This is a genomic window from Pseudoflavonifractor phocaeensis (assembly GCF_038439875.1).
Taxonomy (GTDB): Bacteria; Bacillota; Clostridia; order Oscillospirales; family Oscillospiraceae; genus Vermiculatibacterium.
In genome coordinates, this window is the sequence record NZ_JBCDMT010000001.1 from 191242 (window position 1) to 210008 (window position 18767).

An 18767-nucleotide genomic window follows, 5' to 3' on the forward strand; every position below is an offset into this window, starting at 1 on the left:
ATGGACTGCAATATCTACACAAACCCTAAAGTCCTCCAGTTCGCCAAGGAGGCCAAGCTGGACGTGGACGCCGCCGTGGGGAAGCTGGGCCGCCTGTACGCATGGGCGGCCCAGTGCGGCAATGAGGACGGGGACATCACCTTTCTTCCGCCCCAAGAGCTGGCGGAGATCATGCGCTGGAAGAAAAAGCCCGCTGATCTGGTGGGCATTTTGGTAAGCGTTGGGCTATTGGACCAGATGGAGGTTGGGGCGCTGGTGATCCACGCCTGGGACGAGCGCAACGGGGCCTTTCTGCGGAACCGGCGGAAGGACCGGGAGCGGAAAAAGTGATGGAACTTCCACAGAAATTCCACGGAAGATCCATGGAGATTCCACGCCTACCGTACCTAACCTAACCATACCCTACCCTACCGTACCAGGAAGGCATAGACGAAGACTGGTTCTTCTCCAGGGGGAGGGGGGGTGCGAAAGGGGAAGGGAGCCGCCCCCGGCCCCGGAGAGAGGGGTAAAAGGGGTCCCCGGCAAGGGCAAAGCCCTTGTTGGGGGGAGGAGGAACCCCGTAGCGAGTGAGCCCTGGGCGTCAGGCCGGGGCGAGGGATACGAAGGCGGTGACGACGTTTTGAATAAACAAGAGATGAACGAGATCTGGAGGCTCCTGAGCCGCTACCGGGAAGGGGACAAGCACCTAAAAGACCAGGGGCTTTTGAGGGCTTGGTACGACACGTTAAAGCCCTATGAGGCCTCGACGGTGCGGGAGGCGGTGGCGGCCTATTTCCGGCGGAAGCACTACTGGCCGGACGTGGGCGAAATCACCGCCCTTTGCCCGCCTCCGGCGGAACCGTGCCGGGTGGAACGGGACGACATGGAACGCCTGCGGCGAACGTGGAGCGGGCTGGTGAAGCGCAGGCAGGCGGTCGGGGTCCCTGCCACCATCACCGAGGCCAGGGAGGCGGGGCTGGACAGCGGGGTGTGGTTCCAACTGCTGGTAGCCAACGGCCTCACCCTGGGCTGAGGTGGCATCATGGGAAAGACGTGGTGCTGTCCCTTCTTCTTCTGGGGGGAGGGGCTTAAGGTTCGGTGCCAGGGGGCCAAGGTGGACTTTGCCGACGCCGACAGCCGGGACGCCTGGACGAAACGATATTGTGAGCGGGTGCCGGGGTGGGAGGAGTGCCCCATGGCCGGACCGCTCTGGAAAAGAGAAAGCGAGGAAGAACATGCCGGAGAGGAACGTGGACAAGATCAAGCGGCTGGAGCGGGAGCTGGCCGGGTGCAGGAGAGAGGCCGAGGAGGCAAAGCGCCTGCGGGAAAAGGTCACCGCCGCCAACCAGGAAATCGCCAGTCAGCGGGAGATCGCACGAAAAGCCAGAAAGGGCGTTCACGAGGTCGTTCAGAGCTGTGACGCCTTGTGTATTGCCGTGGGTCTCAAGCTCGGGGTTCAAGTTGGGCCGGAGGCTTGGGAGTTGGACCTGCCCATGCCCCAAGTGGCGGAACTGCTGGGGAAATACCGGCTGATGGCGTCGGAAGCGCCGGAGGCGGGCGGCTTCCGCCTGCGGGTGGAAAAGCGGGGAAGCACCGATGGCGAAAGCGTGTAAGGGTTGCGACTACACCTTTTGCTATGAGGGCTGGTGGTGTGACTACTACGGAATCACGGGGATGCACCACCCCGGCCCGATGGGGAAGGGCTGTCCCGTGCGGCATGAGGGCGGGCTGGGCCGCAGGCAGTCTCCGCCGATCACGGAGCGGGCCGCCCGGCTGGACAAGGAGCGGCGGCGGGCGGCGGCGCTGAAGAACGTCAGGCGGTCGAAGCTGGACGGCGAGGGGGCGCTGAAGCTGTACAGGGAAGGGCTGAGTGATCGGGAGCTTGCCCTGGCCTTTGGAATGACCCGTGGGGCCGTCACGAAGTGGCGGAAAAAGCGGGGGCTGGCGGCCAACGGGGCGGTAGGGAGGCGGAAAGGTTGAGAATAGAGCAGATGCTTGACCTGTTTGCCGGGGAATCCGACAAGGCTATCCGGGATTCTCTACGTAAACTGCACGCAAATTTGATGTTCCGGTCAAAGAACGTTGCGGTCTCCATATCCGGCGGCTCGGACAGCGACGTAATGCTGGACATGATCGAGGCGTTGGAGCCGAGGAAGAATTATCCACATGCCGCCATACATTACGTCTGGTTCGACACGGGCCTGGAGTATGCCGCCACCAAGCGCCACCTGGCCGCTCTGGAGACCAAGTACGACATCACCATCGAGCGCCGCAGGGCGAAGGTCCCTGTTCCGCTGGGATGCAAAAACTGCGGCCTGCCATTCCTCAGCAAGCGTATCTCAGGGTACATCAGCCGCCTTCAGGCCCACGGATTTCAATGGGCGGACGAGCCCTTCGACGTCCTTTACGCCCGCTATCCCAAATGCAAAGCGGCCCTGCGCTGGTGGTGCAACGAGTGGGGCGATGGCAGCCAGCTCAACATCAGTGCCAACCGCCTGCTCAAGGAGTTCATGACCGCCAACCCGCCCACGTTCCGCATTTCCGACGGCTGTTGCAAGGGGGCCAAGAAGGACGTGGCCCACGATTATATCCGGGAGATCGGGGCGGATCTCAATATCGTGGGTGTCCGCCAAGCGGAGGGCGGGGCCAGGGCGACGGTGTACAGCAGTTGCTTTTCCGAGCCGTCCATGCCAGGAGAGGCCGCACAGTTCCGCCCGTTGTTTTACCTTACGGACGCCGACAAACGTGTCTATTGTGAGCGACGGGGCGTCATACACTCTGATTTGTACGTCAAATATGGCTTCACTCGGACGGGGTGCGCCTGCTGTCCCTTCGGCTCCCGGTTTGAGCAGGAACTGCGGGTTGCGGAGTGGATCGACCCAGGCTTGGCGGCGGCGGCAAAGACCATCTTCGGCCCGGCCTACGAGTATGCCAGGGCCTACCGGCAGTTTAGAGCCCGGCATGACGTTGATCGCAAACGGGACCCGGATCAATATCTCATTGAAATACACTCTGCCGATCCAAGGCGGATTGAGCGGATCAAGGAGTATTTTGGGGAACAGATATGCGGCCTCCAGGGGGCCGGGGAGGGCGGAGAATGAACGAGCGCTGTATTTCCTGCAAGTATTTTGAATCTACCCACGAGGGAGCGTCCGGTGCGTTGGGAGAAGATATTTGCAGTTGCCGAATCTGCTGCGAGGATGAAGAAGATTGTCAAGATTACGAGGAGGCCGCCCATGGGTAAGAAGCTGAAGACGTGCCCGTTCTGTGGGACAGAGGTATCTTTGGCAAAAGAAAACCGCCCCAATTAAGGGGCGGCCTCGGCCTCGTCGACGATCTCCTGGAGAACGTGGATCAGGTCGTTGAGATTGCTTAGAGTGACGTCACGGGCGAGGATCTCGTTTTTCAGATCGATAGGCAGGGTTTCAAACTTGGGCCGCAGAGCCGGGTTGACGTAGGACATGTTCATCACCTCACAGCTAGTGTGCCCCAAATAACAAAATTGTCTGGCTTGAGCCGGGGGAGGAAAGATAGATGAAATGTGATAATTGCCTTGTTGTAGAACAAATGAGCAAGAGCGATGTTCCGGCGTGCTGCGCATGGTATCTGGAAAACGTAGTATGTGGAGACAAAAGTGTGGATGACTGCCCGGAATGGGAGGCCCGGCATGGATGATCTGATCAGCCGGGAGGCGTTAAAAAAGGACCTTAAGCGGACGAAGTGGCTTTCTGCTCCTGATGGGAGCAAAGCGGTACATCTGCTTAACATAGCACCAACCGTTGACGCCGCGCCGGTGGTGCATGGGCGGTGGCTTAGAACCGAAAGCATTATCTGGTGTAATCGGTGCTCCTTGTGTGGCAGTCAGGCAAGGATAATGCACAACTACTGCCCCAACTGCGGCGCCCGTATGGACCTGCCGGAGGGAGAGGAGGAACAGAACGATGGGTGAGTGGATCAGCGTCAAAGATCGGCTGCCAGAATGTTTTGCACCGGTAATTGTATGCCGGGCTGATGGTAAAGTGGAGTGTGGGATGCGGGACATAAACAACTGGTGGAAGGTGTATGGCACCAGGACGAAACGTGTCACCTACTGGATGGACTTACCGGAGCCGCCGAAGGAGGATGACAATGGATAAGATGGACAAGCCCCTCGTATTTATGGACGGAATCTGCCCGAAATGTGGGAACATGTGCGGCAATAGAGGCGCAGGAGATATTCTGCGTTGTTCTTGCGGCTGGAGCGGTAAAATGGACGAGAAAGATACAAAGGCTCTTTCTGAGCTCATCCGCCGCCACAAAGAACGGAATAAGGAGGCCAGTACATGAAATTCCGAGATCCTAAGACGGGAGCAGTCTTTGATGATATCAGGAGCGCACAGGTGAGATTTATGTGTCCGGGCCCTTGCAACGTGTGTCCGCTTGGGCCTGACCGCTGTACCGAAGAGTGGTGTAACAAGCATCCCCTTGAAGCCGCTTACCTGATGGGATATGAGTTGGTGAATGAACGGAAAAAAGCACGATGGGGAAAATAAAAAACGCCCCACTTTGAAAGAGAACCGCCCCCAGGACTTTAAATGGTCCTGGGGGCGGTGTTGCTATCTGTTTTTCAAGTCGGAGGGGGAAAGCCGCCCCGAATCATGGCCGTTTCCCACCAGTCGGCGGATACGTCGGTGGGCGGTGGGGGTAAGCTCGGACCACGTGCGGGCGAGACCGCCGCAGTCCAGGTCCCAAACAAGTCGCCATTGGTCTTTCATAGTATTTCTCCCTTCTGCGGTTGAATGGATCAATGCTCCCATGGTCGTTTGTCGGTGTCCTGATGGATCTCGATGCCTGGGCGCTCCTTCTGGAGGGAACGAAACCGGGCGAACGCTTTATGTCGTTGCGGGCCGGGGTAACGCTCTTCCAGCTCTTTGGCCTCGGTGCCGTCCTCGTACCGGCGGACGATGCGGAGCCAGTACCATTTTTTGTTGTTCTGGTAATAGCGATTTTCCCGGATCAGCTCCAGGCGGAGGGTGTAAGGCATGGTGGCGAGCTGGGCATACCGGGCGGCCAGGGCCTTTCGGTATTCGGTCAAGTCGGCTATGAGCTGACGGGCCGATTCGATGTCTCGGGCCGCCACGTCGTCCCGGTAGGCCACTTCTTTCGGGAGCAGTGTGGTCGGGTCCTGGACGTGGATATAATACGTGAAATTCTTGTGGGAATCGGAGCGGGAGCTTTCGGGGTCGAACCAGTTTTCATAGCTCATGGGGGATACTCCTTTCGGCCTGCCATCGTCAGGGCGGGGAGGCCATTCCCCGCCGACGCCCTGGAGGGCGTTTCGGCTGTTGTGGTGTGCCCTCGTGACCTCAGGGGCGGGCGGGGATTTATACCTCTTCCAAAATTCCTTTATAGCCGTAGCTGGTCTCAAATTCAGCCCATGATTTGCGGCGGCTTTTCGTGTACCAGTGCGATTTATAGGTAAAATTGCCATCAGCGTCCACCAGTTTCAGGAGGGCCTGTCTAATGCAACGGGCCTTTACCGTGTACCACGTCCCTCTAATTCTGTACTGCTTCATGCTTCCTCCTTTGCCCTCGTGACCTCCGGGGCGGGTGTGATTCTAGATTCTTACCAGCCGCCGCATTCCCGGGAGCTTAAAAGAGATATAACCAGCGTCCCGGATGGCGGTAACGATTTGATTCATCGTAGGGTCTTGCGGTACGATAACTTTTGCTCCCTGAATGTAAGAACTTCCGCCGCATGTCAAACTCAACTCGCCGTCAAAGCAAATCTCTGTCATGGTCCGTGCTCCTTTCTGCCGCCGTGCGGCTCCCCTCGTGACCTCCGGGGCGGGATTGTGGTTGATCTTCAGGCCCCGGGGGCCTCGGTGATGGATCGGAGGATGGAGAGATTTTCTTCCGTGTTCTTGTTGTACCAGCATTGTTTTTTCCCGTGCCAGCGCCAGCCGTGGACCTTCAGGGCGTCCCGCACGTTCTGGGCGGGGCGGGCCGGAAAGAAAACCTCAATGCCGTTAAAATCCTGATTGATCTTTACCACGATGGCCCCGGAGGAGGGGGAAACGGGCTCAGGCTGAGGAAGGCGGTTGGGAGCGGCCTTCACGGTATAGGGCTTGTCCCATTTTCCAACGCCCAAGTCATAGTAGAAATTCACGTCGAAATAGTCGATCTGGCTGTCGCTGTCGTTCCAGTGGTAGGACTTGATACAGTCATTCACATCGGACAGCACCGCCTTGGCCCAGTCGGTGAGGAGCGGATCACGTTCCACGTGGTATTGGTTTACGCTGTGGTAAGTCTGGCCGTCCTTAAGGGCCTCATAGGGGCCGGACATGAGGGAGACCCGGATCTCACTGCACATGCTGGCATAATGCGTGGTGATACTGAATTTGCAATCGGGGTAAGCCGTTTTCACGTATTCCCGGATTTTGATGCTGATGTCCTTGGTCGACATGTTCATGTTGTAGCGGCTACCCTTCCACCCGTTCCGGGTGTAAAACTCGTTGCGGGTGCTCTCGGCGGTCTCGTGGGTAGGCTCGACGGCGGTCTGGTTATAGGCCAGCTTGAAGAGGGGGAAGAGGCGGTCATACTCGGCATTGATGGCCTGCATGGTTTTCAGGTCGCCGCCCACGTCCGGGTGGTGCTTCATGGCGGCGGAGCGGTATGCCTTTTTCAGGTCGTCCAGGGTGGCGCAGTTCTCAAAGTATTTCATGGTAAAGCCTCCTTTGCTTTTTGGGGTTTTCCCTTGGTCTGATTGCATTATATACGGTTATACAGTATCTTGCAAGGGGCAACATGTACAAAGTTAAACCGTATCTTTTGTACAATATGGATACTGTTTAACTTCTGCGGGCTGTGATACAATAAAACCAAAGAGGGGAGGGGTGAGATTGCCCGTATCCAAAGCCAAAAAAACGGCCCGCAACAAGTGGGACAAGGAAAACATGACAGTTTTGGGGTGCAAGGTCAAGGTGGAAGAGGCCGAGCGCTTCAAGGCGGCCACGAAGGCCAGGGGGACAAACCCGAACGCAGTTTTTAAAGCCTGCATGGAGCAATACCTGGAAAAATATGACCCTCTGCCGAATCAAGAGGACCCGGAGTAATACCGGGCCCTCTTTTTTTACCGCTTTGTGTGGGAGGAAGGGGGAGAGGGAAGGGGGGTAGGGGGGATAGGAGAGGGGGAAGGTGGGCGTGGGGGCCTGCCTTTCTTTTTTTGTTCGCTCATGCGGGAAGTGATGTCGCTTTTTAAAAACAGGCCCGCTATCCTGAAAAAAGGAAACTTCATTTTCACAAAAGGGGGGCGGGGGCGTTGCCGAAAAGCAAATATGAGACGCACGTGCTTCCAAAACTGGTTTTGGTGGAGGCTTGGGCACGGGATGGGTTGAGCTTGGAGCAGATCGCCCACAACCTGGGAGTGGCGGATTCCACTTTTCGGGACTATAAGACACGGTATCCGGCGCTGTCGGCGGCCCTTGCGCGCGGAAAAGAGGTCGTAGACATCGAGGTAGAAAACGACCTGCTGAAAAAGTGCCACGGCTATAACGCCACGATTACCAAGCACTACAAGGTCAAACGGGTGGAATATGACCCGAAGACCGGCAAGCGGCGGGCCGAGACGGAAGAGCTTGTGGAAGTGCTGGACGAGGTCCACGTTCCGGCGGATACCACCGCCATCATGTTCTGGCTGGCCAACCGGCGGCGGGAAAAGTGGAGCTACAAGCCGGAGGGCGGCGGAGAGAGCGAGGGCACGGGCGTGGTGGAACTGGCCCCCGTGGATGTGGAGCCGGTGGTCCCGCCGGAGGTACGGGAGAACGGGGAGGGCGTGGAAAATGGCGAGTAACGTTCTTTGGTCGCCCCAGCCGAAGCAGATCGCATTTATGCGGCGGGGGGAGTATGAAGGGCTGTACGGCGGGGCGGCGGGGGGCGGCAAGTCCGACGCCCTGGTGGCCGAGGCGCTTCGGCAGGTCAAGATTCCCCATTACAAGGCGCTGATTCTGCGCAAGACCTTTCCCCAGCTCTCCGAGCTCATCGACAAGTCGCTGGCCCTGTACCCCAAGGCGTTCCCAGGGGCCAAGTACAACGCCAGTGCCCACGCCTGGACCTTTCCCAGCGGGGCCAAGATTCGGTTCGGGTCCATGCAGTACGCCAAGGACCGGGTGCAGTATCAGGGCCACGCCTATGACTTCATCGCCTTTGACGAGCTGACGCACTTCACCTGGGATGAGTATTCCTACCTGTTCAGCCGCAACCGGCCCAACGGGCCGGGTACACGGGTGTATATGCGCTCCACCGCCAACCCCGGCGGCATCGGGCACGGGTGGGTCAAGGAACGGTTCATTACCGCCGGGCCGCCCGAGAAAACCATCTGGGAGGGCTTTTCGGTCCGCTTTCCCGATGGGCACACCGAACGGCGGTTTCGGAGCCGGGTATGCGTCCGGGCGTCGCTGTTCGACAACAAAAAGCTGTTGGAGAACGACCCAAATTACATCGACAATCTGTCGCTGATGGCCCCGGCGGAGCGGGACGCCCTGCTCTACGGCAACTGGGACAGCTTCGAGGGGCAGGTCTTTACCGAGTGGAAGAACGACCCCGCCCGATACGTGGACAGGGTGAACACCCACGTGATCGCCCCGTTCAAGGTGCCGGAGAGCTGGGCCGTCTGGAGGGGCTTCGACTGGGGGTATTCAAGGCCCTTCTCCGTGGGATGGTACGCCGTGGACCAAGACCGGCGGCTCTACCGCATCCGGGAGCTGTACGGGTGTACCGGCAAGGCCAACACCGGCGTGAAGTGGGAGCCGGGGCAGGTGGCCCGGCGCATTCGGGAGATCGAGGCCCAGGACCCCAACCTCAAGGGGCGGCGCATCCACGGGGTGGCCGACCCCGCCATTTTCAACGACGGGGGGATGGAGAGCGTGGCCGCCCTCATGGAGCGGGAAGGGGTCTACTGGGACCGGGGGGACCATGAGCGCATCAGCGGCAAGATGCAGGTCCACCACCGGCTGGCCTTCGACGACGGGGGGATTCCCATGCTGTACGTGTTCGAGACGTGCAGGCACTTTATCCGCACCCTGCCCAATCTCGTCTATGACCAAACAGATGTGGAGGACGTGGACACCGATGGGGAGGATCACATTTACGACGAACTGCGTTACGTGTGTATGGCAAACCCCATTGCCCCCAGGACCAGGAAGGCAAAGCCGCTGGTGGTGTATGACCCGCTGGGGGTGGACGAGCCCGAGCTGGGGCGGTATGAGTGGTTCAGGAGGGGGTAGGTTCCCCTCATCCGCCGCCTGCGGGCGGCACCTTCCCCCAGGGGAAGGCTTAGAAGCTGACAGGAGGGTTTACTTTGGGTTTGTTTGAAAAGAAAAATGGGGTCCCAGGCAAGGACGAAGCCCTTGTTGGGGGGAGGAGACCCAGCGGAGTGAGTGAGCTTTCGGGCTTGCCCGGAAGCGAGGGGTACGGAGCTTGGGGCGACGAGGGTCCGGCGTTGCTGATAGACCAGTCCGCCCGCATTGGCACCGAGGAGGTGCGGAAGGCCGCCGCCGTGCTTCGGAAGTACAAGGACGGGAAGGCCAACCTGGAACGGCGGGTGGTGGAGGACGAGCGGTGGTACAAGCTCCGACACTGGGAACTGCTGAGGCGGACGAGCGGCCAACAGAACCCGGAGCCGGAGCCCGCTTCCGCCTGGCTGTTCAATTCCCTGATGAACAAGCACGCCGACGCTATGGACAACTACCCCGAGGCCACCGTCCTGCCCAGGGAGCCGGGGGACAAGGAGAGCGCTTCCGCCATCGGCTCCATCCTGCCGGTGGTGCTGGAGCGCAACGAGTTTGAGGACACTTACTCCAACTGCTGGTGGAAGAAGCTCAAGCACGGGGCGGGGGTGTACGGGGTCTTCTGGAACGCCACGCTGGAAAACGGGCTGGGGGATATCGACATCAAGCCGGTGGACCTCTTAAACCTCTTCTGGGAGCCGGGGATCAACGACATTCAGGACAGCCGGAACGTGTTCCACGTCCATTTGGAGGACAACGACCTGCTGGAGGAGGCTCACCCGGAGCTGAAAGGGAAGCTGGGCGGGGACAGCGTGGACGTGGCCCACTACGTGTACGACGACAGCGTGGACACCTCGGAGAAGTCGGTGGTGGTGGACTGGTATTACAAAGCCCCCGCCGCCAATGGGCGCAAGCTCCTCCAGTACGTCCAGTTCGTGGGAGACACGGTGCTGTTCTCCTCCGAGGATTACCGGGACCCGGAGACGGGGGAGCTCGTTTACCGGGAGCGGGGTTGGTACGATCACGGGGAATACCCCTTCGTATTCGACACCCTGTTCCCCGAGGAGGGAAGCCCGGCGGGGTTTGGGCTCATCGCCATTACCAAGGACCCCCAGCTCTACATCGACAAGTTGTCCGCCGCCGTGCTCCAGTACGCCGATTTGGCCGCCCGGCCCAGGTACTTCATCAGCGAGGACGCCGGGATCAATGAGGAGGAGTTCTTGGACAGCCGGAATCCCATGGTTCACGTGGCCGGGAGCCTGGATGAGCGGAAGATCCAGCCGGTGCAGATGCCCCAGATGGATTCCATTGTCGTGACCATGCTCCAGATGAAGCAGGAAGAGCTGAAGGAGACCTCCGCCAACCGGGACGTGTCCCAGGGATCTACCGGGGGCGGGGTGACGGCGGCTTCCGCCATTTCCGCCTTGCAGGAGGCGGGCAACAAGTCCAGCCGGGACATGATCGCCGCCTCCTTCCGGGCCTATACCCGCATCGACTATCTGTGCATCGAGCTCATGCGGCAGTTCTACGACGAGGCCAGGAGCTTCCGCATCACGGGGAAGGACGGGAACTATGACTTCACCGACTTTTCCAACGCCCAGATACGGGAGGCGGAGGTGGGGGCGGATTCCGTGGGAACGCCCCTGTTCCGGCGGCCCGTCTTTGACGTGAAGGTGAAGGCGGCCAAGCGCTCCCCCTTCTCCCGCATCAGCCAGAACGAGATGGCGAAGGAGCTGTACGGGCTGGGCTTCTTTAACCCGGAGCGGGCCCAGGAGGCGCTTGGGGCCCTTCAGATGATGGAGTTTGAGGGGAAGGACGACGTGATGGAGCAGGTCCAGCAGGGGCAGACCTTGCTCAACCTCTGCCAGCAGATGGGCCAGCAGGTCGACCAGATGGCCGGACTGCTCCAAGAGCTGACCGGCATGGACATGGGGGTGGAAGAGCCTGCCGCCGGGAGGCCGCAGGCGGGCGGATCGCCCGCCGGGGGCGGGGTCAACGCCCGGGCGGCTCAGGCGGAGAAAAGGGCGGTCACCCCCTTCATGGAAAGACTGGCCGCACGGTCCACGCCGGACATGGATACGGGAGGCGGGGTATGACACGGGCCGTATTCAGCCGCCGGGGGGAGCGGTGGCGGGTGGAGATGGACGGTCACGCCGACTATGACCCCGGCCATGACGTGGTATGTGCCGGGTGCTCCGCTATTGTGTACGCCCTGGCAAACTACCTGCGGGGAGTGGGGGCGGAACGCCTGGAGGAGCGGTTGGAGCCGGGAGAGGTACGGCTGGAAGCCGAGGGGGGCGGGGCGGTAGCGGCGGCCTTCCAGATGGCCGCCGTTGGGCTGGAGGAGATCGCACGGCAGTACCCCGAGCATGTCCAGGTGAAAAAAAGCGAAAATTTTTTCTGAAACTTTGAAAAGTGACGTCGCAAGCGCAAAAAGGGCTTGCTATGCTTATGGTGTCCTCCTTCCTGAGACGATGCGTTTCCTCCGGGAAATGCCCGTCTCAGGCGGGGACACAAAAGGAGGAAACTCTATGTTTACTTGTAAAACTCTGGAGGTCCGGCTGGATCTGTTTGACGGCGGGGCGGCGGCCCCGGCCCCGGCTGGCCCCAGTGAGGGCGGTTCCCAGGCGCTTCCCGGTCCCACCCGCCGGGGAAAGACGGGCGGTGAGCCCGCTCCGAAGGTGGTCTATGGAAAACAGGCCGCCCCGGAGGGGGAGGAGAGGGGTCCCGACGCCGGGGACCAGAAACAGACGGAGGGTGAGGCCGCCAAGGAGGCCAAGCCCGCCGAAGAGACCCCGGAGGAGCGGAAAGCCCGGTTCAAGGCACTGGTGGAGGGGGAGTTTAAGGACCTATACACCGAGGAAACCCAGCGCATCATTGACGCCCGGTTCCGGGACGTGAAGACCCTCCAGGAGCAGATGAACGCCCATAAGCCCATTTTGGACCTGCTGGCCCAGCGGTATCACGTGGACGATGGGGACCCGGCCAAGCTGGCGAAGGCCATCGAGGCCGACGACGCCTATTGGACCGCCGCCGCCGAGGAGGCGGGGATGAGCGTGGAGCAGTACAAGGACTTCGCCCGGATGCAGAGGGAGAACGAGAGCTTGAAGGAGGCCCAGCGCCGCCAGCAGAGGGAAGAGGCATCCCGGCGGCAGTTGGATACCTGGATGGCCGACGCCGAGAAGGTGCGGGAGGCTTACCCGGAGTTTGATCTGAACGCCGAGGTGAAGGACCCTCAGTTCTTGAAGCTCCTGCGCTCCGGCATCCCCATGCAAAAGGCGTATGAGGTCCTTCACATGGACCTCATCACCGGGCAGATGGTCCAAAAGACCGCCCAGGAAACCGAGAAGAAGGTCGTGGACGGCATCCGGGCCAAGGGGGCCCGGCCCGTGGAGGGAGGGGTCCCCCAGGGCGGTGTGCTCATGAAAACCGACGTCTCCAAGCTGACCCGGAAGGACAGGGCGGAGATCGCCAGACGAGTTGCCAGGGGAGAGCGGATCGAGTTTTGAGTTCTTCCCGGAGGCAGAGAAGGGAGAAAGTATGAAAGACAACAAGCGTTTTGCGCCGGTCCCGGCTTACCTGCCGGTGAATCTCCGGCTCTTTGACGGCCAGACCAACGTCACCACCGATTCCGGCCTGTCCGACGAGATGAAGACCTATTACTCCGACTATCTCATCGACAGCGCCAAGCCCAAGCTGATCCACGACCAGTTTGGACAGAAGCACCCCATTCCCAAGAACGGGGGCAAGATCATCGAGTTTCGCAAGTATGATCCCCTGCCCAAGGCGCTGAATCCCCTCACGGAGGGCGTGACCCCCCAGGGGAGCAAGCTGTCCGTCAGCGCCATCACCGCCGAAATCCACCAGTACGGCGACTTCGTGGAGCTGTCCGACGTGCTGTTGCTGACGGCCATCGACAATAACCTGGTCCAGGCCACCCAGATTTTGGGCGATCAGGCCGGGGCCACCCTGGACACGGTGGTGCGGGAAGTCCTGAACGGCGGCACCAACGTGCAGTACGCCGAGGGGCAGGTCACCAGTCGGGATCAGCTGGTGGGCGGCGACGCCGATGCCACCAAAAACCATTACCTCAGCGTGAAGGCGTGCAAGCTGGCGGCCCGGTTCCTCAAGACCCAGAACGCCGTCCAGATTGACGGCTCCTGGGTGGGCATCATCCACCCGGACTGTTCCTTCGACCTCACCGAGGACCCGGACTGGAAGTACCCCCACCAGTACCAGGACACCACCGAGCTCTACGAGGGGGAGATCGGCAAGGTGGCGGGCATCCGCTTCGTGGAGACCACCGAGGCCAAGAAGTGGGCCAACGCCGGAAAGGACACCGCCGCCGGGAGCGCCGGGAGCCGGGACGTGTACTCCACCCTCATCCTGGGGGCCAACGCCTACGGCGTGACCGAGGTGGAGGGCGGCGGCCTCCAGCACATCGTCAAACAGTTGGGCTCCGCCGGGACCGCCGACCCCCTGAACCAGAGGGCCACCGCCGGGTGGAAGGCTATTCTCACCGCCGAGCGGCTGGTGGAGCAGTTCATGGTGCGCATCGAGACGGCTTCCACGTTCAGCGACGGCGTGGCGAACTGAGAAGGAGGAGATTTCATGTCTAAGACGGATGAGACGTTGAAAGACCAGGAAAAGGCCCAGGCGGCTGTCGAGAAGGAGGTCGCCAAGAAGGAGCCCACCAAGAAGGAGCCCGCCGCCCCCCGGCCCGGAACGGCGGAGTGGTATGAGGAGAAGATTCCCGTGAAGCTGTTCAAGGACAGCGGCAAATACGCCTCCGACGTGTTTGTGGCCGTCAACGGGAAGGGCTACCGCATCCGGCGGGGCGTGGAGGTCATGGTGCCCCGGTTCGTGGCAAAGGTCCTCCAGGAGAGCATGGACCAGGACACGGCCACCGCCGAGCTGATCGAAGGGCTGTCCGGGGAGTACGCCGACAAGGCGAAGGCCCTTGGCATGAGCTGAACCAACTTCATATCAGCCGCGGGACACAGGTGGAATCCTATGACACGGCCATGGGAGGGCGGGACGCACCAAGCGCCCTTGCCCTCCCTTTTCTTTATTTGAGGGGGTGAGAGATTGGCAGTTCGTGAAATCAATGTCATTGTGGCCGGCGAGTTTGTTCGCAAGGACAGCAAGAACGCCGGAGTGCAGGGGGAGGGGAACGTCACCACCCTGCGGCTGACGCTGGACAAGACCTGGGAGGGGTACGCAAAACGCATCATCTGGCGGGATGCCGCCGGGGAAAACCCGGTGGCAGTGATCCTCTATACGCCGGTAACGAAGGCTGTTGAGGCAGGGGGCACACCTGACCCGCTGACCTTCGAGACGCCCATTCCCTCCGAGCCTATGGCGGTGCCCGGATGGTGCTCTTTTACCCTGGAGGGATACGAGCCGGGGGCAGAGGGGACGCCGGGACGGGTGGCCTACTCCGTCACCGACCGGCTGGAGGTTCGGCCAAACGACGGCTTTTACTCCCCGGCGGAGCCCACCGCCGGACAGGCCCTTCAGCTCCAGGCGGAGATCGAGGGCATCATGCCCCAGGTCACCGAGCTTGTGGGCGGGGCCGTGAGGGATCTTGAGGCCGCCAGGGTGTGGGAGCCGTGGGACGGGGATAAGACCTATGTACGAGAGAATAAGGTCTCCCGGCGTGGAAGCTCCTATCTCTGTGTTGCCCCATGCCAGGGGGTGGACCCGGTTCTGGATGTGGCCGAGAGCGGCGGAGAGCGGGGGAACTTCTGGATCAAGATTGCCGCCAAGGGTGAACAGGGGGACCAGGGAGCGGCGGGCCCGCAGGGGGCCGCTGGACAGCGTGGAATTCAAGGAGAGCAGGGCCCCCAGGGAGAGCTCGGGCCGGAAGGGAAACAGGGACAGCGGGGCTTGCAAGGCCCAGCTGGGGCCCCTGGACCGGCTGGACCCAGAGGCCCGCAGGGAGAGGCAGGGCCCCAGGGCCCACAAGGAGAGCGGGGGATCAATGGGGTAGCGGTCTCCACCGCCGGGATGGTGGCCTTCAACGTGGACGCCGCCGGGCATCTCCTGTGCGCATATACCGGCGAGGAACAGCCGAACTATTACATCAACGGTTCGGGGCACCTCTGCCTGGACATTTGAGGAAAGGAAGTGTGAAGGTTGCCTACGTTTGATTTAGGGCAGGTAGTGGGGCCCAAGGGGGAGCGGGGAGAGATGGGCCCCCAGGGCCCGCAGGGTGAGACCGGGGCCCAGGGCCCCCAGGGGATTCAGGGCGAAAAGGGGGATCAGGGCATCCAAGGCCCCCAGGGTATCCAGGGGCCCAAAGGAGAACAGGGCCCGCCCGGTGCCGACGGCGTGACGCCAAACATTCAGGTTGGGACGGTGGATACGGTGGCCTCCGACCGTCCCGCAACCGTCACCCGGCGGGAGGGTAGCCCGGACGCCGCCCCGGTCTTTGATTTTGAAATTCCGAAGGGTCGTGATCCCACAAACCCCGGAGATATGACAAAGGCGGTGTACGACCCTAGTGGAAAGGCGCAGGACGTATTTGCCTATGCTGACGCCGCCGCCGCCGAAAAGGCTTCTCTGGTGGCCCCTGTAACGGTGACGGTGGATGTGGCTTCGTGGACCGGGAGCGGGCCGTGGGAGCAGACGGTGAGCGTGGCCGAGGTGACGGCGGAGGATGAGCATATCGGGGTGTTCCCGGTGGACACTGCGGACGCCAGCGCCCGGAAACTCTACGAAAAGGCGTATGGGTGCCTGGCCTGCGAGGCGGAGACGGTGGCGGGGGGCGTGAAGCTGACCTGCCGGGACGCCAAGCCGGAGATCTCCTTCCAGGTGAAGATCAAGGGGGTAAGGTAGCATGGGGAAGGCGGATGTGGTGTATAAGGGCATGGGCGGCAACTCTGCGCTTATCAATTTGGGAAAGAAAACCATGACTGGGACAGCAAGAATGGGTGTTTTAGACATGGTGGAAGGGGCGGGGATCACGCCCCGGGTTGGAGACATGGTAGTGGCGATGGAGGATGGCGAACCATTGGGAAACGCCAGCACGTGTCTATCCCAAGATGGCGGCAGTGGGACATGGATTATGCTGGATGGCTCTTCCACCCGCTACCAATTTCCCGTTGTCCATGGGAGGTTTTCCGCCACCGTGGCATTTGACATTTTCTATGTGAGACTGAGAGAGGGGTAATTTACGTGTACATCGAGACAAATGGCCAGCGTTACCGCTGTACAGGTACCCCCACGCTGGAGGGGGACCCCCTGCGGTTCTGTCTGCCGGACGGCGGGCCGGGGGAGCTGGGGGATACGGTTGGGCTCTATACCGACGACGGCTTCCTTCTGCGTGAGATCGACGTGAGCGGGTACGCCCGGCACGAGATGGCGGGGAACACGCTGATTATCACCAGCCAGCCGGTGTCCGTCCCCGGCCCGGAGCCGGAGCCCGCCCCGGCGGAAATGACCCTGGAGGAGGCCACGGCGGAACTGGTGGCCGATCATGAATACCGGCTCAGCCTCGTGGAGCTGGGCCTCAGCGGGGAAGGAGCAAAAAATGGTCAAAGTGCATAATTACCAGAAAATGGGACGGGGGGGGGGTGGCAAGTAGTAACACTTGCCATCTTGCACAAAAGGGGGTCTTGGCATGGCTAAGATCCCTGTTGCGCCGGGGGCGGCGGAGCATAAAGTCACGTGTGGTTATTACTTCGGAGACCACATCACACAAAGCGCCTATTCCCGTGTTGTTGAGCTTGGGGTACAACCGCAGATGGTCCTCCTGGTTAAGGAACAGTATGGGTACACAATGGCTTATGCGCTTGTTACCCGTGAGGCTCTTCATAAAGAATCGAATGGCGAAACCGTGGAAATTGACGGAGATACCTTGCGGCTGCAAGGTCCTCAGAACGGCTACAGCTGGAATGTCAAAGACTTGCGCTATTTCTACGTGGCCTTCCTGTAAGCGATTCCCCGAGAGGGGGTGGGCGCATGGGTAAGATACCTGTTGACCCCATTTCCGGCGGCGGGGGACTTATGTGGGAAAAGCTCACGGAGGAAAATGTCAGCATGAGCGGCGGAAAAAAGGACGCCAGCGCTGTGCATGTGGCCTATCAGGACATTGCGTATTCTGGAGAGGGATATGACCTCTTATTCATTGATACCACCGTAACCATAAGCGGCGCTGTGGTAAATCCTGGCCAAATTTTGCTTGGTGGTTCCGGCCCGGCTTTAGTAACTAAAAGTGGAGCGGCCACCACTGCGACAAAGCGATTCCTTTTAATTCGGGCTCTGAACGGGTCATTCCATACCAAAGCCACGAGTAGCGGGAACTGCGTAATGGTGTCGGATACGAAAGTAGTCCTGGAGCTCAAAGCCGGAGGGGACGGGACCAATGTTGATGCAAGCGGCATCATCCGAATCTATGGAGCGAAATTTAACGTTTAGGGGGAAAACGGTATGAACAGTACGTACATCATCTACAAGACCCTGATCGGCACCTATCAGCGGTTGGGGCGAGACACGACCGAACTTGCGCTTAAGTTCGATTTGACCTATGCGCTGGGCCGTCTCAGCGACGAGGAGTACACCGAACTGGTGGCGGCGGTGACGCCGGAAGCGGAGGTAGCAAAATGAACAAAAAGCTTGTAATTTACAGAAATTACCGGGGGGGGGCGCTCTGTAAGCCTTGGGCGTCTTGCACAAGGAGGCGCCGGTAATGGGGGCCGCCAGCGTGGCCAAGCTGGGCGGCGGAGGCTCAGTATTGGCGAAGTGGACCCTAGTAGTAACTTGGCAGAACCAACTTATAGCGGACAGAATTGCGGCGGCTGGGATTGTACCTCAAACCGGGGATCTAATTCTTGCGACAAGAAACGACTTTCAGTCAAACGGCTGTGCGTGCATGAAGGTCTGGTCGACCTGGGAGACCTTGACCGAAGCGGGAATCAGGTCGGACCCAGAACCAATCGTTGCGGTACGAGAAGGTCTCACATACGACATATACTACCTTCGGTTTGCCTGACGTCCCCTGAAGGGGGGTGGGCGCATGGGTAAGTTGCCTGTACATGCCATTTCCGGCGGAGGGGCGATACCTTGGGAGCTGGTTGCGGAGGAAGTATTTTCAAAGACGCTGAAAACAAACGAAAACTGGTCCAGCGCTGGAACTGCGTTTCCCGAGAATATGGCCCGCCGGTATGATCTGCTGAAACTGGAAATGGATTTGGAGCTGACGGCTTTGTGGACGAACGGGTCTGAGTTTACCTCAGCCTATACGCACGGATATTTGGTGGTTGGCGGTAATGCTATTCTGTCGGTAGCAGTGAACGCCGCCTACAACGCCGGGGTGACGAGCCAGCAAATTTGGCGGGGCGTAATATTCATCGCCAGTAGTCATTCAGGCGAGAGCGCCTTTTATCAACTGCCTGGAAATGGCGGGACGGGATATCCCATGAACGGACTGCTTCAGGCCCGATTGCTCACAGGTCAGCTTGGGACAGGGAGCGGAGCTGGGGTGCTCCGTGTTTGGGGGATCAGAACGAATACATAAAG

The 18767-nt window shown here is 60.4% G+C and carries 28 protein-coding genes and 1 other RNA gene; 24 read left to right on the top strand and 5 right to left on the bottom strand.

What is annotated here, in order from left to right; genetic code table 11:
* From AAEU42_RS00975 to AAEU42_RS00995, 5 genes are all read left to right on the top strand, one after another.
* Positions 1-330, top strand: coding sequence for a hypothetical protein (locus tag AAEU42_RS00975; RefSeq protein ID WP_342231647.1), 330 nt, complete (start codon positions 1-3; stop codon positions 328-330).
* A gap of 289 nt (positions 331-619) precedes the next feature.
* The gene (locus AAEU42_RS00980) at positions 620-1012 is read left to right on the top strand and encodes a hypothetical protein (protein ID WP_342231648.1); all 393 of its coding nucleotides are present in this window, start codon (positions 620-622) and stop codon (positions 1010-1012) included.
* A 202-nt stretch (positions 1013-1214) separates the two neighbouring features.
* The gene (locus AAEU42_RS00985) at positions 1215-1592 is read left to right on the top strand and encodes a hypothetical protein (protein ID WP_342231649.1); all 378 of its coding nucleotides are present in this window, start codon (positions 1215-1217) and stop codon (positions 1590-1592) included.
* Positions 1576-1959, top strand: coding sequence for a hypothetical protein (locus tag AAEU42_RS00990; protein WP_342231650.1), 384 nt, complete (start codon positions 1576-1578; stop codon positions 1957-1959). Before AAEU42_RS00985 ends, AAEU42_RS00990 begins: the two co-directional genes overlap by 17 nt.
* A gap of 83 nt (positions 1960-2042) precedes the next feature.
* Positions 2043-3080 carry a phosphoadenosine phosphosulfate reductase domain-containing protein gene (locus tag AAEU42_RS00995; RefSeq protein ID WP_342231651.1) on the top strand — a complete coding sequence of 346 codons (1038 nt, stop codon included), beginning with the start codon at positions 2043-2045 and terminating at the stop codon, positions 3078-3080.
* A 206-nt stretch (positions 3081-3286) separates the two neighbouring features.
* Here the strand turns inward: AAEU42_RS00995 and AAEU42_RS01000 are convergent, their stop codons facing one another.
* Positions 3287-3442, bottom strand: a complete 156-nt coding sequence (locus tag AAEU42_RS01000) for a hypothetical protein (RefSeq protein WP_342231652.1) — start codon at positions 3440-3442, stop codon at positions 3287-3289.
* Between the two features lie 204 nt (positions 3443-3646).
* On the opposite strand from AAEU42_RS01000, the gene AAEU42_RS01005 reads away from it, so the two are divergent.
* The 3 genes from AAEU42_RS01005 to AAEU42_RS01015 are packed head-to-tail and all read left to right on the top strand — an operon-like array spanning position 3647 to position 4305.
* On the top strand, positions 3647-3928 hold the full coding sequence (locus tag AAEU42_RS01005) for a hypothetical protein (protein WP_342231653.1): 282 nt from the start codon (positions 3647-3649) through the stop codon (positions 3926-3928).
* Positions 3921-4115, top strand: a complete 195-nt coding sequence (locus AAEU42_RS01010) for a DUF551 domain-containing protein (protein WP_342231654.1) — start codon at positions 3921-3923, stop codon at positions 4113-4115. The genes AAEU42_RS01005 and AAEU42_RS01010 overlap by 8 nt, the downstream gene beginning before the upstream one ends.
* The gene (locus tag AAEU42_RS01015; RefSeq protein WP_342231655.1) at positions 4108-4305 is read left to right on the top strand and encodes a hypothetical protein; all 198 of its coding nucleotides are present in this window, start codon (positions 4108-4110) and stop codon (positions 4303-4305) included. The genes AAEU42_RS01010 and AAEU42_RS01015 overlap by 8 nt, the downstream gene beginning before the upstream one ends.
* Positions 4306-4762: 457 nt before the next feature.
* On the opposite strand, the gene AAEU42_RS01020 is transcribed toward AAEU42_RS01015, so the two are convergent.
* The 4 genes from AAEU42_RS01020 to AAEU42_RS01035 form a co-directional block, all read right to left on the bottom strand.
* Positions 4763-5224 (bottom strand): hypothetical protein, encoded by a 462-nt coding sequence (locus AAEU42_RS01020; RefSeq protein WP_342231656.1) that lies wholly within the window; start codon positions 5222-5224, stop codon positions 4763-4765.
* A gap of 13 nt (positions 5225-5237) precedes the next feature.
* An RNA gene (locus AAEU42_RS01025) (hammerhead ribozyme type II) lies at positions 5238-5302 on the bottom strand.
* A gap of 40 nt (positions 5303-5342) precedes the next feature.
* Entirely contained in the window at positions 5343-5534 is a 192-nt protein-coding gene (locus AAEU42_RS01030) for a hypothetical protein (RefSeq protein ID WP_342231657.1), read from the bottom strand.
* A gap of 290 nt (positions 5535-5824) precedes the next feature.
* Complete coding sequence (locus tag AAEU42_RS01035; protein ID WP_342231658.1) at positions 5825-6682, bottom strand: LPD29 domain-containing protein; 858 nt, start codon at positions 6680-6682, stop codon at positions 5825-5827.
* Between the two features lie 232 nt (positions 6683-6914).
* Between AAEU42_RS01035 and AAEU42_RS01040 the strand changes: the two genes are divergently transcribed.
* The 16 genes from AAEU42_RS01040 to AAEU42_RS01115 all read left to right on the top strand — a co-directional run bounded on the left by AAEU42_RS01040 (position 6915) and on the right by AAEU42_RS01115 (position 18765).
* Entirely contained in the window at positions 6915-7073 is a 159-nt protein-coding gene (locus AAEU42_RS01040) for a hypothetical protein (protein WP_342231659.1), read from the top strand.
* Between the two features lie 206 nt (positions 7074-7279).
* Positions 7280-7810: a hypothetical protein gene (locus tag AAEU42_RS01045; protein ID WP_342231660.1), complete on the top strand. Its 531-nt coding sequence runs from the start codon at positions 7280-7282 to the stop codon at positions 7808-7810.
* Positions 7800-9242, top strand: coding sequence for a terminase large subunit domain-containing protein (locus tag AAEU42_RS01050; protein WP_342231661.1), 1443 nt, complete (start codon positions 7800-7802; stop codon positions 9240-9242). The genes AAEU42_RS01045 and AAEU42_RS01050 overlap by 11 nt, the downstream gene beginning before the upstream one ends.
* 215 nt (positions 9243-9457) lie before the next feature.
* Complete coding sequence (locus AAEU42_RS01055; RefSeq protein ID WP_342231662.1) at positions 9458-11341, top strand: portal protein; 1884 nt, start codon at positions 9458-9460, stop codon at positions 11339-11341.
* A complete protein-coding gene (locus tag AAEU42_RS01060; RefSeq protein WP_342231663.1) occupies positions 11338-11649 on the top strand; it encodes a ribosomal-processing cysteine protease Prp in 312 nt (103 codons plus the stop codon). The genes AAEU42_RS01055 and AAEU42_RS01060 overlap by 4 nt, the downstream gene beginning before the upstream one ends.
* Positions 11650-11776: 127 nt before the next feature.
* A complete protein-coding gene (locus tag AAEU42_RS01065; protein ID WP_342231664.1) occupies positions 11777-12754 on the top strand; it encodes a dihydrolipoyllysine-residue succinyltransferase component of 2-oxoglutarate dehydrogenase complex in 978 nt (325 codons plus the stop codon).
* A gap of 31 nt (positions 12755-12785) precedes the next feature.
* Entirely contained in the window at positions 12786-13841 is a 1056-nt protein-coding gene (locus AAEU42_RS01070; RefSeq protein WP_342231665.1) for a N4-gp56 family major capsid protein, read from the top strand.
* A gap of 15 nt (positions 13842-13856) precedes the next feature.
* The gene (locus AAEU42_RS01075) at positions 13857-14219 is read left to right on the top strand and encodes a hypothetical protein (RefSeq protein ID WP_342231666.1); all 363 of its coding nucleotides are present in this window, start codon (positions 13857-13859) and stop codon (positions 14217-14219) included.
* A 114-nt stretch (positions 14220-14333) separates the two neighbouring features.
* Positions 14334-15365: a hypothetical protein gene (locus tag AAEU42_RS01080; protein ID WP_342231667.1), complete on the top strand. Its 1032-nt coding sequence runs from the start codon at positions 14334-14336 to the stop codon at positions 15363-15365.
* A gap of 18 nt (positions 15366-15383) precedes the next feature.
* On the top strand, positions 15384-16085 hold the full coding sequence (locus AAEU42_RS01085; RefSeq protein WP_342231668.1) for a hypothetical protein: 702 nt from the start codon (positions 15384-15386) through the stop codon (positions 16083-16085).
* Position 16086: 1 nt separating this feature from the next.
* On the top strand, positions 16087-16419 hold the full coding sequence (locus AAEU42_RS01090) for a hypothetical protein (protein WP_342231669.1): 333 nt from the start codon (positions 16087-16089) through the stop codon (positions 16417-16419).
* A 5-nt stretch (positions 16420-16424) separates the two neighbouring features.
* On the top strand, positions 16425-16796 hold the full coding sequence (locus AAEU42_RS01095) for a hypothetical protein (RefSeq protein ID WP_342231670.1): 372 nt from the start codon (positions 16425-16427) through the stop codon (positions 16794-16796).
* Positions 16797-16869: 73 nt separating this feature from the next.
* Positions 16870-17184, top strand: coding sequence for a hypothetical protein (locus tag AAEU42_RS01100; protein WP_342231671.1), 315 nt, complete (start codon positions 16870-16872; stop codon positions 17182-17184).
* Positions 17185-17210: 26 nt separating this feature from the next.
* The gene (locus AAEU42_RS01105; RefSeq protein ID WP_342231672.1) at positions 17211-17666 is read left to right on the top strand and encodes a hypothetical protein; all 456 of its coding nucleotides are present in this window, start codon (positions 17211-17213) and stop codon (positions 17664-17666) included.
* Between the two features lie 12 nt (positions 17667-17678).
* Entirely contained in the window at positions 17679-17855 is a 177-nt protein-coding gene (locus AAEU42_RS01110; protein WP_342231673.1) for a hypothetical protein, read from the top strand.
* Positions 17856-18264: 409 nt separating this feature from the next.
* Complete coding sequence (locus tag AAEU42_RS01115) at positions 18265-18765, top strand: hypothetical protein (protein WP_342231674.1); 501 nt, start codon at positions 18265-18267, stop codon at positions 18763-18765.
* Positions 18766-18767: the final 2 nt, after the last annotated feature.

Coding starts and splice junctions, on each gene's coding strand:
- AAEU42_RS00975 (WP_342231647.1), top strand. CDS start 1: ATGGACTGCAATATCTACACAAACCCTAAAGTCCTCCAGTTCGCCAAG.
- AAEU42_RS00985 (WP_342231649.1), top strand. CDS start 1,215: ATGCCGGAGAGGAACGTGGACAAGATCAAGCGGCTGGAGCGGGAGCTG.
- AAEU42_RS00990 (WP_342231650.1), top strand. CDS start 1,576: ATGGCGAAAGCGTGTAAGGGTTGCGACTACACCTTTTGCTATGAGGGC.
- AAEU42_RS00995 (WP_342231651.1), top strand. CDS start 2,043: ATGTTCCGGTCAAAGAACGTTGCGGTCTCCATATCCGGCGGCTCGGAC.
- AAEU42_RS01000 (WP_342231652.1), bottom strand. CDS start 3,442: ATGTCCTACGTCAACCCGGCTCTGCGGCCCAAGTTTGAAACCCTGCCT.
- AAEU42_RS01005 (WP_342231653.1), top strand. CDS start 3,647: ATGGATGATCTGATCAGCCGGGAGGCGTTAAAAAAGGACCTTAAGCGG.
- AAEU42_RS01010 (WP_342231654.1), top strand. CDS start 3,921: ATGGGTGAGTGGATCAGCGTCAAAGATCGGCTGCCAGAATGTTTTGCA.
- AAEU42_RS01015 (WP_342231655.1), top strand. CDS start 4,108: ATGGATAAGATGGACAAGCCCCTCGTATTTATGGACGGAATCTGCCCG.
- AAEU42_RS01020 (WP_342231656.1), bottom strand. CDS start 5,224: ATGAGCTATGAAAACTGGTTCGACCCCGAAAGCTCCCGCTCCGATTCC.
- AAEU42_RS01030 (WP_342231657.1), bottom strand. CDS start 5,534: ATGAAGCAGTACAGAATTAGAGGGACGTGGTACACGGTAAAGGCCCGT.
- AAEU42_RS01035 (WP_342231658.1), bottom strand. CDS start 6,682: ATGAAATACTTTGAGAACTGCGCCACCCTGGACGACCTGAAAAAGGCA.
- AAEU42_RS01040 (WP_342231659.1), top strand. CDS start 6,915: ATGACAGTTTTGGGGTGCAAGGTCAAGGTGGAAGAGGCCGAGCGCTTC.
- AAEU42_RS01050 (WP_342231661.1), top strand. CDS start 7,800: ATGGCGAGTAACGTTCTTTGGTCGCCCCAGCCGAAGCAGATCGCATTT.
- AAEU42_RS01060 (WP_342231663.1), top strand. CDS start 11,338: ATGACACGGGCCGTATTCAGCCGCCGGGGGGAGCGGTGGCGGGTGGAG.
- AAEU42_RS01065 (WP_342231664.1), top strand. CDS start 11,777: ATGTTTACTTGTAAAACTCTGGAGGTCCGGCTGGATCTGTTTGACGGC.
- AAEU42_RS01070 (WP_342231665.1), top strand. CDS start 12,786: ATGAAAGACAACAAGCGTTTTGCGCCGGTCCCGGCTTACCTGCCGGTG.
- AAEU42_RS01075 (WP_342231666.1), top strand. CDS start 13,857: ATGTCTAAGACGGATGAGACGTTGAAAGACCAGGAAAAGGCCCAGGCG.
- AAEU42_RS01090 (WP_342231669.1), top strand. CDS start 16,087: ATGGGGAAGGCGGATGTGGTGTATAAGGGCATGGGCGGCAACTCTGCG.
- AAEU42_RS01100 (WP_342231671.1), top strand. CDS start 16,870: ATGGCTAAGATCCCTGTTGCGCCGGGGGCGGCGGAGCATAAAGTCACG.
- AAEU42_RS01105 (WP_342231672.1), top strand. CDS start 17,211: ATGGGTAAGATACCTGTTGACCCCATTTCCGGCGGCGGGGGACTTATG.
- AAEU42_RS01110 (WP_342231673.1), top strand. CDS start 17,679: ATGAACAGTACGTACATCATCTACAAGACCCTGATCGGCACCTATCAG.
- AAEU42_RS01115 (WP_342231674.1), top strand. CDS start 18,265: ATGGGTAAGTTGCCTGTACATGCCATTTCCGGCGGAGGGGCGATACCT.